Below are 12568 nucleotides of genomic sequence, written 5' to 3'. Positions count from 1 at the left end.
CGGCGCAAGAGTAACGCTCGTCAGTCGGCCTGGCTGAACTCGAGGTGCAACTCCTTGAGCCCGCGCAGCAAGAACGTGGACTCGTAGCGGTAGTCGCGGTTGGGCGCCACGCCGTGCTTGGCCTCACTGATCCGGATGTCGCGCGTTCGGTCCAGGAGGCGGTTGATGGTGACCTGGCCTTCCACCCGCGCCAGCGGTGCGCCCGCGCAGGTGTGGATTCCGCGGCCGAACGCGATGTGCTCGCGGACGTTCTTCCGGTCAACCTGGAATTCGTCGGGATTATCGAATTTTCGGGGGTCACGGTTGGCCGCTCCCAGGCACAGCATGATGACCGTGCCGGCCGGGATGTGCACTCCGCCCAGGGTGGTGGTCTTGCGCGCCAGCCGGAAGTCGACCTTGGTCGGGCTCTGCATGCGCAGCGCCTCTTCGATGAATGAGCCAATCAGGCTTCGGTCGGCTCGCAGCCGCGCCTGAAGCTCGGGTTGGTCACCGAGGACCTGCACCGCGGCGCTCAACAGCTTGGTCACGGTCTCCTGGCCGGCTGCGAACAAGAAGGTGGCCGGCCGCACGACCTCCAAAAGCGGTGGGGTCGAGCCGTCGGGGTACGTGGCGGTGGCCAGGCCGGTCAGCACGTCCTCGCGGGGGCGTTCCCGCCGATCGGCGATGTAGGCGCTGAACAGGCCATCGAGGTACTGCAACGGGTTGCTGCCCACCGGTTCGTGATCGAGCGCGCCCACCCTGGCGCCCGGCGCATTACCGGCCCCGAGATTGCGGCGAATCTCGGAACGATCCTCGTCGGGAACCCCGAGCAGATCGGCGATCGCCAGCGTCGCGAACGGCTTGGCGTACTCGCCGAGGAACTCGCACTGACCGTTGGCGATGAACTCGTCGAATTGCCGGTCCGCCAATCGCCAGATGTAGTCCTTGTTCTCCCGCAGGCGACGCGGCGTCAGCAGCCGCCCGAGCAGGGAACGCGCCTTTTCGTGTTCGGGCGGATCCATGACGACCATGTGCTCGAAGATCGGGAACTCGTGGCGATGCGCTTCGATCTGGTCGCTGATGTCGTCCCCTTCCGGGGTGAACGGCAGCGGCGGGAACGGCCCGCCGATCGCGTTGACCGCGGAGAACGAAGCAACGTCTTTGAATGCGGCCTGGACCTCCTGGTAACCGGTGACGGCCACGACCCCGTAATGCGGCTCCCGGAACACCGGGCCCTGGCCGCGCAGGTAATCCCAGTAGGCATAGGGATCTTGCGCGATGTCCGCGTCGGTGAAGTAGTCGACGTCGGCGAGTTCAGTCATGAGTTCGATTCCTTTTCCTGGCCTACAAAAGGGCGCATCACGCGTCCCCCGGCGATCACGCTGATGGCCTGGCGTGGGCAGGCGGCCACGGCGGTCGTCATCGTCCCCTCCGTCCCGGCTGACTGCGGCTTACGTCATACAAAACTGATCGACCGACCAAATTGCTAGGATGCGGTATGCCTACCACGGATCGCGCGAGCCGGTCAAGCAAGGCCGGCGCGTCCAACCCCGCGGCGACCCGCCAAAACAGGAGGGGCGCCGATGCGGGCGCGCGCGGCAAGCTGATCGAGGCCACCGCTCGAATCATGCGCGAGGAGGGCTATGCCGCGGCCACGTCGCGGCGGGTGGCCGCAGAGGCCGGCGTCAAGCAGGCCCTGGTTTATTACTACTTCCCGACCATGGACGATCTGTTCGTCGAGGTGCTGCGCGCCGGCGCCGAGACCGCGCTGGCACGCATGCGCGCGCTGCTGGCCGACGACGACCCGCTGCAAGCGCTGTGGTTGATGAACAGCGATTCCGCGGTGACGACACTGAATGCCGAGTTCATGGCATTGGCCAATCACCGCAAGGCAATTGGCGCCGAACTCAAGGCCTACGCCGAACGGGTACGCGACATCGAGACGGCGGCTGTCACGATGGTGCTGCGCGCCAACCACGTCGATCTCGAGGAGTACCCGCCGGTGGCCATCTCGATGCTGATCGCGCAGGTGGCGCGCAGCCTGTGCAACGAGAGCGCGGTCGGCGTCACCCAGGGGCACGACGAGTTGCGCGCGTTCGTCGAACGCCAGATGAGTCTCCTGAAGGCGCCCGCGACCGGACCGATACCGAGCGGCTAGGGCCGGCCGCCGCTCCCGCGACGACCCCCGCGCTGCATCCGCCGCGCAGCACCAAATCGTGCGACCGTCCCGGCATCTGTTGACACTGCGGCCAAATGGTGCCACCCTTCCTGATCGATCGACAAATAATTGAAGTCGACCGAACCAAGGTGCGCCGGGCCGTCGTCATCCCGGCCTCCCGGATCAGTGAGGTGCAGTCATGGGCGGAAGAGTCGAGGGCAAGGTTGCGTTCATCACCGGGGCGGCCCGGGGCCAGGGCCGCAGTCACGCGGTGCGCCTGGCGCAGGAGGGTGCCGACATCATCGCCGTCGACATCTGCACCCCAATCAGCAGCAGCAGCGAGATCCCACCCTCGACGCCGGATGACCTGGCCGAGACGGCCGACCTCATCAAGGGGCTCAACCGGCGCATCGTGACCGCCGAAGTCGACGTGCGCGACTACGACGCCCTGAAGGCGGCGGTGGACGGCGGAGTCGAACAACTCGGCCGCCTCGACATCATCTGCGCCAACGCCGGGATCGGCAACGGTGGCCAGACTCTCGACAAGACCAATGAAGACGACTGGCGAGATATGATCGACGTCAACCTTTCGGGGGTTTGGAAAACAGTGAAAGCCGGTGTGCCGCACCTGATTTCCCAGGGCCAGGGTGGATCGATCATTTTGACCAGCTCGGTAGGTGGGCTCAAGGCCTACCCGCACACCGGTCACTACATCGCCGCCAAACACGGCGTAGTCGGGCTGATGCGTACCTTCGCAGTCGAACTCGGCCAGCACTTCATCCGGGTGAACTCCGTTCACCCGACCAACGTGAACACGCCGATGTTCATGAACGAGGGCACTATGAAGCTGTTCCGGCCGGACCTGGAGAACCCCGGCCCGGATGACCTCAAGGTAGCCGCACAGTTCATGCACGTGCTGCCGGTCGGCTGGGTCGAGCCGGTGGACATCAGCAACGCGGTGCTGTTCCTGGCTTCCGACGAATCGCGTTACATCACAGGCCTTCCGGTCACCGTCGACGCCGGGAGCATGCTCAAGTAGCGGCAGGCGTCAGGTCGCACCGGGCGGACCCGACGCACGGTTGCTGGAGATTGCAACGAAGTGGCCAACGGTGGCTCATAGTCGCGACATCTGGTGTCAATCTCGTCTTCATCCGCACCCGGTGCCGCCAGACGCTAAGCCGCAGGTAGTTCCAGCGAGCGGGGTCTTAGCTGGGCTTCACCGCCGGGCCAGCGCTGCCGAATTCCTCTAATCATCTTCAAATCTTTGCCGCACTTCGCAGAGCCGTCGTCGATGATAACGTGTGAATCACTGTGAATCTCTGGGGTTTAGGCAAACCACGACCATGGCGATCAGCTGTCGCGGTCATTGCCGCCCTTGCCCTCTTTGGCGCCCTCACAGGGTGCTGGGCGCTACGGTCGGCGCTCGCCGCGCCGGGCCCCGAACAACAGGTTACGGTGGCGCAGGCCGGGACAGATCTCGTCCGAGCCCACGTCGACGCTCCTAGCGAACCCACAAGTCGGTCTGACCATGGGCCTTCATCGACGAATCAGAAGCCATTCAAAAGTGCTGGGATAAAACGTGATCGGCCTCCGAACTGGTCGCGGTCGGCACCACCGGATCGGTCGTTTCCGACACCGGCCTCCATGGCCGGCCTGTTGACTCCGCGCAGTGCGCCCCAGTCACGTGCGCCTGCCAATCCTCCTGGTAGTCATGATTTTTTGACCCGCTTCTGCATCGCTCGACTCTGATCGGTCAGCGTCAGGCTTTGGGTGCCGCCTCATGCGGCCATGCACCCGGCCGGTGAACCTTTATCGCATCAAGTCCTGGTTCTTGTCGCGGCGCTTGATGCGCAAGCACGAATGCCGTAATCGCAAATCGGCGTAGGCCGAATCAGTTGCACCGCGGCGCGGCTACCACCCGCCGCCGGCACACATCCGTACACCCATGCCCTGCAGAGGAAGATCATGTTCGCGCGTGTACCTCAACTCACCACTCGCACAACCACAGCCGATATCCGTCGCAAACTCCCAGCGCCCATTGGAGAGGGATAGCGATGGACTTCGGAGCATTACCACCAGAAATCAACTCCGGACGCATATATTCGGGCCCCGGTGCGGGATCGCTACTGGCCGCTGCGATGGCGTGGGACACACTGGCCGGGGACCTGTACCTGGCGGCAACCGTATACGGTTCAGTGATCTCGACACTCGCCTATCACTGGGCTGGTCGTGCCTCGACAGCGATGACCGAGGCGGCGACGCCGTATGTCACCTGGCTGAGCACCACCGCCGGTCAGGCTCTGCAGGCAGCTAACCATGCCCAGGCAGCCGCTGACGCCTACGAGACCGCGTTCGCTGCGATGGTGCCACCGCCGCTGATTGCCGAAAATCGAGCAATACTGCTGCTGCTGGTCACGACCAACGTCCTCGGGCAAAACGGCCCCGCCATCGCGACCACCGAAGCCGAATACGAGCGGATGTGGGCCCAAGATGCTGCAGCCATGTACGGCTACGCCGCGTCCTCGGCGGCCGCGTCGGTGCTGACTCCGTTTCTCTCGCCGCCGGTTACGACCGACCCGGCGGGTATGTCCGAACAGGGCGCGGCCATCAGCCACGCGGCGGGCGACTCGGTTGGGCTGCGGGCGCAGGAGGCGATGTCGACCGGCTCTCAATTGATCACAACGGTTCCTCAAGCGCTGCGCGAACTCGCCACAACGCCGGCATCGACGTCGGGAGCCTCCACACCCGCGGCACTGTCAGGGGCGATGTCGAAGCTGAGCACTCTGGTGGAGACACCGGCAAAGATTGCCATGCATCCCCTCAACTTCATCAACAGCGCGCTGTCGTTGTCGAAGGGGGTTGGCGCGCCGGCGGCAGCCGCGATGTCGGTGAAATCGGAGCTCGCCCACGCGGTCGGCTCCGGGACGCGAGCGCTGAGATTGGGATTGTCGGGCCTCGGCGGCAGCGGCACCGCGATGACGACGGGCGTTGCCCGCGGGCTCTCGATCGGCGCGCTGTCGGTGCCGCTTGCCTGGGCAGCGGCACCGGTATCAAGCCCTGCTGTCATCGAGTTACCCAGTGCCAGTTGGCACTCCACTCCGATAGTTGAACCTTCAAGCAGTGCGCCGGCGGGTCTGCCCTTCATACCGATGGCGAATACCGCCGGACGTGGGATGAGTGATGCGGCTTCCCGATTCGAGCTCCGGCCCACCGTGGTTTCCCGATCACCCGCGGGCGGGTGAGTGCCGTGGGAATGAGGATACTGGGACTGTTCAAGCAGCGAAGCGCCGACAATATCGCAACTGATATCGGTTCGCGAGCTAGCCCGGCGGGACACCAACCACCGCAGACGGCTCGGTTGCTCGATTTCCCCGCCGCGACAACTGCAGCCGAAACGGCAATACCCCTACTCCTTTTCATGAATTGGGGTGTTGTTGCTGGCGATGATCACCGTGGAAGCGCCGGCGCTGGGTACCGGCGGCCAAAGAAAGCGCGGCGATTTCCGCGAGTGGTGAACTTCGTTCTGTCGCAACGACGTCGCATGATGCCCCCGCGGCGAAGGAGCTGAAAATTACGGCACAACTGGGAGCGGGCGGACGCTGGTCGATTATGGCCGTCTCGTTGGGAATAACGGCGAGCTCCTTCCTCTTCATCAACGGCATTGCCTTTTTGATCCCCTCACTGGAGAGCGCCCGCGGGATTCCACTGAGCGAGGCCGGCCTGTTGTCGTCAATGCCGAGCTGGGGCATGGTTGTCACGCTGGTTCTTTGGGGCTACGTGCTCGACCGAGTCGGCGAGCGGATCGTGCTGACGGTCGGTTCTGCACTGACGGCCGCCGCGGCCTATGCCGCGGCGTCGGCGCATTCACTGCTTTTGGTCGGCGCCTACCTATTCCTCGGCGGCATGACCGCCGCCAGCTGCAACACGGCCGGCGGCCGATTGGTATCCGCATGGTTCCCGCCGCACCAACGCGGTCTGGCGATGGGCATCCGCCAGACCGCCCAACCGCTGGGTATCGCGTTGGGCGCGCTGGTCATTCCAGAACTGGCCGAGCGCGGCCCGCGCGTGGGGCTGATGTTCCCGGCCCTGGCATGCGCGGTGGCGGCCGTCGCCGGTGCGATCGGAATAGTCGATCCGCCACGCAAATCTCGACGGGCAGCCACCGAGCAGGAATTGGCCAACCCATATCGTAAATCGTTCGTGCTGTGGCGAATCCACCTTGTGGCGAGTCTGCTGATGATGCCGCAGACGATCACCGTGACCTTCATGCTGGTCTGGCTGACCAAACATCACAACTGGTCGATCGCAGCGGCCGGCGGCCTAGTCACTGTCTCTCAGTTACTCGGCGGGCTAGGCCGCATCGCGGTGGGCCGCTGGTCGGATCGGGTCGGCTCGCGGATGCGCCCGGTCCGCACCATCGCCATCGTCGCGACCCTGGCCTTGTTCCTGCTTGCCCTCACGGATAACACTTCCTCACTTCTCGCAGTGCCACTCATGGTCGCAGTATCGGTAACCGCGGTGCTCGACAATGGACTGGAGGCCACCGCGATCACGGAGTTCGCCGGGCCGTTCTGGAGTGGACGCGCGCTGGGCCTGCACAACACCACTCAGCGAATGGTCGCCGCAGCCGGACCTCCGCTCTTCGGTGCGGTGATCACCGTCGCCGCGTATCCGACGGCTTGGGCACTATGCGGTTTGTTTCCTTTGCTGGCAATACAATTGGTGCCGGTCAGGTTAGTGCCGCCAGGCTTGGAAAGGAAAGCGCCACAGCTATCCCGAGCGCCATCGGGCGCGGGCCGCGCATCCACCGGCACAGCGGCACCCGGTCGATCAGCAGCGAGCGCAAAAGAAGCGGCCCGGCGCAAGGTTTACTAGGATCAGCCAGTGCGCGCGGTCGAACGCGGGCTGACCACACGAAACAAAGGGGTCGATCTGCGAACGATGGCCGCTGGGCGATGGCGACGCGCGCGCTTCGGATACGAACCCCGCGGGCACTAGAGCTCCCCGCCGAATCCGCCGCGGTACCGATCGACGACGACGCCGACGCACTGAGAACGCGAGGGCATGTCGATGACGACGAGCGATGAACCCAAGGCCGCAACCGAGGCGCCCGAGCCCGAGGCCGAACGGCCAAGCGCGTCAGAAGAAGACGGTAAACCCAGACACCGCGGCGTCATCCAAGCCTTCACCGCGCTCTGTGTCCGGTATGTCGAACGGCTGATGCCCGACCCCTACCTGTTCGCGGTCATCCTCACCGTCATCGTCGCCGCCCTGGTTGCGTTCTTGGTGCGCGGCGCATCGGCGAGCGGCATGCTCAAGGCGTGGTACGGGGGCGTGTGGGGATCGCAGAATATCTTTACCTTTGCCTTTCAGATGGTCTTGATCCTCGTGACCGGTTACACGCTCGCCGAGGCGCCGGTTCTCAAGCGGGCCATCGTCTACATCGCGGGCAAGCCGAGGAACCAGGTGCAGGGAGCCCTGCTCTGTTTCGGCTTGAGCGCCGCACTGTCCCTGCTGAACTGGGGGCTCGGGTTGGTCGCGGGTGCGCTGATCGCCCGCCAGGTCGCGAGGCGCTTCACCGACACACATTTCGGCTACCTCATCGCCGCGGCGTTCATGGGCTTCATTGTCTGGACGCAGGGACTGTCGTCATCGATCGCGCTGGCGAACACGGACGACGGCAGCCCAATCAACGTGATCCACAAGATGACTGGCGCCACGGTGCCGCTCAAGCTGACGATCTTCGAGCCTTACAGCTGGCTGTCGGTGATCGTCGTGCTGGCGCTGCTCGCGCTGGCTATCTGGCGCATGCAGCCGACGCAAAGCCTTGCGCCCCATCCCGCTGTGTTCGAGGACGAGGGCCAGTCCGGGGTCAAGACCGAGGGCAAGCGATCGTTCGCCGAATGGCTGGAAAACCAGTGGATTCTCAATGTCCTCGTGTTCGCCGCGGGCATTGCCTACTTCTGCCTCAGCGGTTTCGCGCTGAACATCTCGTCGATGATCATGTTGTTCACGATCACCAGTGCGCTGCTGCACCGTACGCCGATCCGGTTCATCCGGGCATTCACCGGCGCCGCGAAGGTGTCTGGTCCGCTCCTGCTGCAGTACCCGCTCTACGGCGGTCTGGTTGCTCTGCTCGGCTATGCGCCCTCGCACGCCGGCGGCAAGGCAGTGCCCCTGCAGACGCTGCTGGCCCACGGGCTGGTGAGCGGCGCGACGCAGTACACGCTGCCGTTTTTTACCTTCATCGGCTCGTTGATCATCAGCTTGTTCGTGCCGTCCGGCGGCGGGCACTGGGCCGTGCAGGGCCCGATCGCGGTCGACTCGGCGCGCGCGGTAGGCCAGACCTCGCCGGCTTACCTCGGGTTGATGTCCATGGCGGTCGCCGTCGGCGAAGGGGTCGCGAACATGATCCAGCCCTTCTGGTTGCTGCCCCTGCTCGCGATCGCGAAACTCAATGTCCGTCAGGTGATGGGCTTCACGATCGTCGCGTTCCTGATCGGGTTGGTGGTGTTGGGTGCCACCACTCTGATTGCGCCCTACGTGGTTTGACGCGGCAGTACGCCGACAACTCGCAGATCCTTGGTGGCCAGGGGCGGGATCGAACCGCCGACCTTCCGCTTTTCAGGCGGACGCTCGTACCGACTGAGCTACCTGGCCGGAGGGCAGCGATTGCCTCGCCGCGCTTGGCGACCCTGACGGGACTCGAACCCGCGACCTCCGCCGTGACAGGGCGGCGCGCTAACCAACTGCGCCACAGGGCCTTGCTGCTGCTCCGCGTCACCGCGTCGCGTACCCCCAACGGGATTCGAACCCGTGCTACCGCCGTGAAAGGGCGGCGTCCTAGGCCACTAGACGATGGGGGCCAGAACCGAATCACTCCGGGGTACTCGCAACGTGGTTTCGTTGGGAGCCACGTCAGCTTAGGTCACGGTGTGCCCAATCCTCAAACGAGCCGCGTTTTCGGTCCAAGTATCCTGAATCTCCGCGGCCCCTATAGCTCAGTTGGTAGAGCTACGGACTTTTAATCCGCAGGTCCTAGGTTCGAGTCCTAGTGGGGGCACCACAAAGCGCACGGCCCCGGCCGTGCGCGCCGGAATCACGGCTCATTGCCCGAGCACCGCGCTGCTGTAGGTGACATCGGCGAAGGCCGCGGCGACGTCGTCGTCGGCGTAGACAAACCCGTTGGCCGCATGCAGCTCCGCAATGGTCTGGGAGCTGGTCTGCCAGCCGCGCTGGCTCAGGTGGTCGACGATGTGGCTGCGCTGACCGTGGTAGACGAGATCGTTGAAGTCGAGCTCGAACCCGAGTTCGCTCATCCGGTCGTGGTGGGCGCGCCACCGCGGGTCGGCGAAAACGGCAGTGTCAGGCACGAATTCGAAGGCGAGACGGCTGCCGGGGGCACTCAGCGTCGTGATGTTGTCGAATAGCGCGTCTTGAGCTTCCTCGGGCAGGTACACCACCAGGCCTTCGGCGCTCCATGCCGACGGGGCCTGCGGATCGAATCCGGCAGCCTGCAGGGCCGAGGCCCAATCGTCGCGCAGGTCGATGGCGACGGTGCGCCGCTCGGCGCTCGGCTCGGCTCCCAGGTCGCCCAGCGTCAGCGTCTTGAATTCGATCACCTCTGGCATGTCGACCTCGTAGACGACCGTCCCCGGCGGCCAGGGCAGCCGGTAGGCGCGGGAATCGAGGCCCGACGCCAGGATCACGGCCTGGCCGATGCCGCTGCGGGTCGCGTCCAGAAAGAATTGGTCGTAGAACCGGGTTCGGCAGGCCATCCCCTGCGCCATCCGCTGCGGGTCGAACTCCGTGTTCCCGCCGGCGGCGATTTCCCCGTTCACCAACCGGACGTAGACGTCGATCCCTACCGCGCGCACCAGCGGTGCGGCGTACGGGTCGTCGATCAACTTCGCGTCGGATGACAGCGCCCGCTGAGCGGCCACCATCGTCGCCGTCGCCCCGACACTCGTCGCCAGGTTCCAACGATCACGTTCGGCGCGCGCCATGGTGCCCCCTTAATCGGGTCAGAAAAAACATAGACGATCTAGTTAGTATCACAAGGTCGCATTCCGGCGGCGGGACTACTCTCCGAGTTATCTGCTCCCGTTCTACGCCGGAGGACCCATGTCCGATTTCGCCCAGCGGACGATCGACCTGGCTCGCCGAAACGTGGACGAGGGTGGCCGCCCGTTCGCGACCGTCATCGTCCAGGACGGCGCGGTGCTGGCCGAGAGCGCCAACAAGGTGGCCCAGACGAACGATCCCACCGCCCACGCGGAAATCCTGGCGATCCGCGAGGCCTGCATGAAGCTGGGCACCGAGCACCTCGTCGACGCCACCATTTACGTGCTGGCCCATCCATGCCCGATGTGCCTGGGCTCGCTGTACTACTGCTCACCCAAGGAAGTCGTGTTCCTGACCACCCGGGACAGCTACGAGCAGTACTACCTGGATGACCGCAAGTACTTCGAGTTGTCCACGTTCTACGACGAATTCGCGAAGGAATGGGACCAGCGACGCCTGCCCATGCGCTACGAGCCCAAAGACGACGCCGTGCAGGTCTACCGGCTCTGGAACGAGCGCAACGGCGGCCGCCAGTCGACGGTGGTCCCGTCGGCCTGATCCGCGCCCTTGGCAGCCGAATCGACTTTCGCTAGTATTTGCGTATGCATGCAGATAATGGCAAAGGCCGACTGCCCGACGACCAGGCCAACCTGGTGGTCGAGGTGTTCCGGATGCTGGCCGACGCCACCCGCGTGCAGGCGCTCTGGTCGTTGACCGACCACGAGATGTCGGTGAAAGAACTCGCCGAGCACGTGGGCAAGCCGGCGCCGTCGGTTTCCCAGCACCTCGCGAAGTTGCGGATGGCACGCCTGGTCCGCACCCGCCGGGAGGGCACGACGATTTTCTACAGCCTGGAAAACGACCACGTCCGTCAGCTCGTCATCGACGCGGTCTTCAACGCCGAGCACGCCGGCCCCGGGGTGCCCGGTCACCACCGACGCGACAGCGGGCTCAAGGCCGTCGCCGAGTCGTCCCGCCCGCCCAGCCGGCAGCGCAGCGCCGGCCGCTGAGCGAGCAACAACCACAAGGCATTTCACAAAGGAGAGAACCGCAATGACCGAACAGCACACCCACGACACGCCGCATGCGCACGAGCACCAGCACGGCGACGTGACCCACGCCCATGCGCACACGAGCCACGAGCACGAGCACGTCGAGCACGAACACCCACACGCTCACGCCGACGGGACCGAACACACCCATCAGCACCTGCATCAGGCGGGCCTGGAAGACGTTCACGGTCACAGCCACGAATAGCGCGACCGGCGCCCGGTTGGCTCAGGAGACCGTCGGGCAGTAATGCTTTGGGTTACCGCGCTCGTCTTCGGGCGGCAGGTTGCGCGCCGGTGTCTGCACCAGGGGCGTATCGAGCGGGATCCGCCCACTGGCGCGGTCCAAGCCGGCCCGTGCCCGCGGGTGCTTGCGGAATCTGGGAGGCACCAGGGCGAACACGCCTCGGACGAGGTCGCCGAAGCGCCGGTGCAGCCACTCGTCGCGGCGTGACCAGCGATAGCCCATCAACTCCCGCACCGGTGGGTCGTACAAGCCGACCGTCACCCAGACGAAGAAGGGCGCCAACAGATTGCGTTGCGCGGCCCACAACAGATCCGGAATCCATTGCGCGAACGGGGGTTTCGGCAGCTCGGTCAAATCGAGCACGGCTCGGGCCGCCCAGTTGTTCTCCAGCACGTTGCGGCACATGTGGTCCCAGTAGACCTGGAATTCCTCCCAGGAGGCCGGCACCGGCCGCATGCTCATGCCGTACATCCGGTACCACTCGACGTGTTCGTCGAACAGCTGCCGCTTCTGTTCCTCGGTGATCCCGCCGCAGAATCGCTCGGCCACATGGATGGTGCCCATAAAGAAGGTGGAGTGCGCCCAGTAGAAGACGTCGGGGTTCAACGCGTGGTAGCGGCGGCCCTGTTCGTCGACGCCCTTGATGTCGGTGTGGTAGTCGCGGACCTCGGCACCCGTGCCCGGGGCGCGGTCCCCGTCGAACACGACTCCCCCGATCGGATACAACGAACGCAACAGACGCGGCCAGCGCTCGCGGAAGAACGTGGAGTGATCGATGACCGCCGCCCCTAGCTGCGGGTGCATGTTCTGCATCGAACCCGCCCACGGACCCTGCAGCATTCCCCGCCAGTCCCCGAAGTATCGCCAGGTCAGCGAGTCGGGTCCCAGCGGTGCGGGCGGCGCGTCGTACCCCGCCGGCGACACCGGGCAACCACCTGCGACACCGTCGGACGCGTCGGCCGGCCCGGCCGAAACCGACTGCTCAACGGCACCGACGACGTCGCTGCGTGCTACGTCGCTGGTCAGGGGGCGCGATGCGGACGTATCTTGAGTCACAATTGGTTCCCTGTA

At 65.1% G+C, this 12568-nt stretch carries 11 protein-coding genes and 4 tRNA genes; 9 read left to right on the top strand and 6 right to left on the bottom strand.

Translation table 11 applies throughout. The features are described 5' to 3' along the window. Positions 1-20: 20 nt before the first annotated feature. Entirely contained in the window at positions 21-1301 is a 1281-nt protein-coding gene (locus A5760_RS16070; protein WP_064882411.1) for a cytochrome P450, read from the bottom strand. A 281-nt stretch (positions 1302-1582) separates the two neighbouring features. Here A5760_RS16070 and A5760_RS16065 point away from each other — a divergent pair, with 281 nt between their 5' ends. The 5 genes from A5760_RS16065 (at position 1583) to A5760_RS16045 (ending at position 8689) form a co-directional block, all read left to right on the top strand. Further along, positions 1583-2137, top strand: a complete 555-nt coding sequence (locus A5760_RS16065; RefSeq protein WP_064882814.1) for a TetR/AcrR family transcriptional regulator — start codon at positions 1583-1585, stop codon at positions 2135-2137. Positions 2138-2336: 199 nt separating this feature from the next. Then, positions 2337-3176: a mycofactocin-coupled SDR family oxidoreductase gene (locus tag A5760_RS16060; RefSeq protein WP_064882409.1), complete on the top strand. Its 840-nt coding sequence runs from the start codon at positions 2337-2339 to the stop codon at positions 3174-3176. A 1015-nt stretch (positions 3177-4191) separates the two neighbouring features. After that, complete coding sequence (locus tag A5760_RS16055; protein ID WP_064882408.1) at positions 4192-5379, top strand: PPE family protein; 1188 nt, start codon at positions 4192-4194, stop codon at positions 5377-5379. A 367-nt stretch (positions 5380-5746) separates the two neighbouring features. Continuing rightward, positions 5747-7012: an MFS transporter gene (locus A5760_RS16050; RefSeq protein ID WP_082279487.1), complete on the top strand. Its 1266-nt coding sequence runs from the start codon at positions 5747-5749 to the stop codon at positions 7010-7012. Positions 7013-7312: 300 nt separating this feature from the next. Beyond that, a complete protein-coding gene (locus A5760_RS16045) occupies positions 7313-8689 on the top strand; it encodes a TIGR00366 family protein (protein WP_064882812.1) in 1377 nt (458 codons plus the stop codon). A 31-nt stretch (positions 8690-8720) separates the two neighbouring features. Here A5760_RS16045 and A5760_RS16040 read toward each other — a convergent pair. The 3 genes from A5760_RS16040 to A5760_RS16030 all read right to left on the bottom strand — a co-directional run bounded on the left by A5760_RS16040 (position 8721) and on the right by A5760_RS16030 (position 9003). After that, positions 8721-8797, bottom strand: a tRNA-Phe gene (locus A5760_RS16040). A 27-nt stretch (positions 8798-8824) separates the two neighbouring features. Continuing rightward, positions 8825-8901 (bottom strand) — tRNA-Asp (locus A5760_RS16035). 29 nt (positions 8902-8930) lie between these two features. Further along, positions 8931-9003 (bottom strand) — tRNA-Glu (locus A5760_RS16030). A gap of 124 nt (positions 9004-9127) precedes the next feature. On the opposite strand from A5760_RS16030, the gene A5760_RS16025 reads away from it, so the two are divergent. Next, a tRNA-Lys gene (locus A5760_RS16025) sits at positions 9128-9203 on the top strand. A 40-nt stretch (positions 9204-9243) separates the two neighbouring features. Here the strand turns inward: A5760_RS16025 and A5760_RS16020 are convergent. Continuing rightward, complete coding sequence (locus A5760_RS16020; protein ID WP_064882405.1) at positions 9244-10143, bottom strand: class I SAM-dependent methyltransferase; 900 nt, start codon at positions 10141-10143, stop codon at positions 9244-9246. A 118-nt stretch (positions 10144-10261) separates the two neighbouring features. Between A5760_RS16020 and A5760_RS16015 the strand changes: the two genes are divergently transcribed. The 3 genes from A5760_RS16015 to A5760_RS16005 are packed head-to-tail and all read left to right on the top strand — an operon-like array spanning position 10262 to position 11458. Continuing rightward, a complete protein-coding gene (locus tag A5760_RS16015; protein WP_064882404.1) occupies positions 10262-10759 on the top strand; it encodes a nucleoside deaminase in 498 nt (165 codons plus the stop codon). A 44-nt stretch (positions 10760-10803) separates the two neighbouring features. Further along, positions 10804-11211, top strand: a complete 408-nt coding sequence (locus A5760_RS16010) for an ArsR/SmtB family transcription factor (protein ID WP_064882402.1) — start codon at positions 10804-10806, stop codon at positions 11209-11211. A gap of 43 nt (positions 11212-11254) precedes the next feature. Beyond that, entirely contained in the window at positions 11255-11458 is a 204-nt protein-coding gene (locus A5760_RS16005) for a hypothetical protein (protein ID WP_064882400.1), read from the top strand. Positions 11459-11479: 21 nt separating this feature from the next. On the opposite strand, the gene A5760_RS16000 is transcribed toward A5760_RS16005, so the two are convergent. Then, positions 11480-12553 (bottom strand): oxygenase MpaB family protein, encoded by a 1074-nt coding sequence (locus A5760_RS16000; RefSeq protein ID WP_064882398.1) that lies wholly within the window; start codon positions 12551-12553, stop codon positions 11480-11482. Positions 12554-12568 lie beyond the last annotated feature (15 nt).

Source organism: Mycobacterium colombiense, from assembly GCF_001665835.1.
Lineage (GTDB): Bacteria > Actinomycetota > Actinomycetes > Mycobacteriales > Mycobacteriaceae > Mycobacterium > Mycobacterium colombiense_A.
Note: the sequence above shows the minus strand (reverse complement) of the source record. Positions and strands in the feature narration are given on the sequence as shown.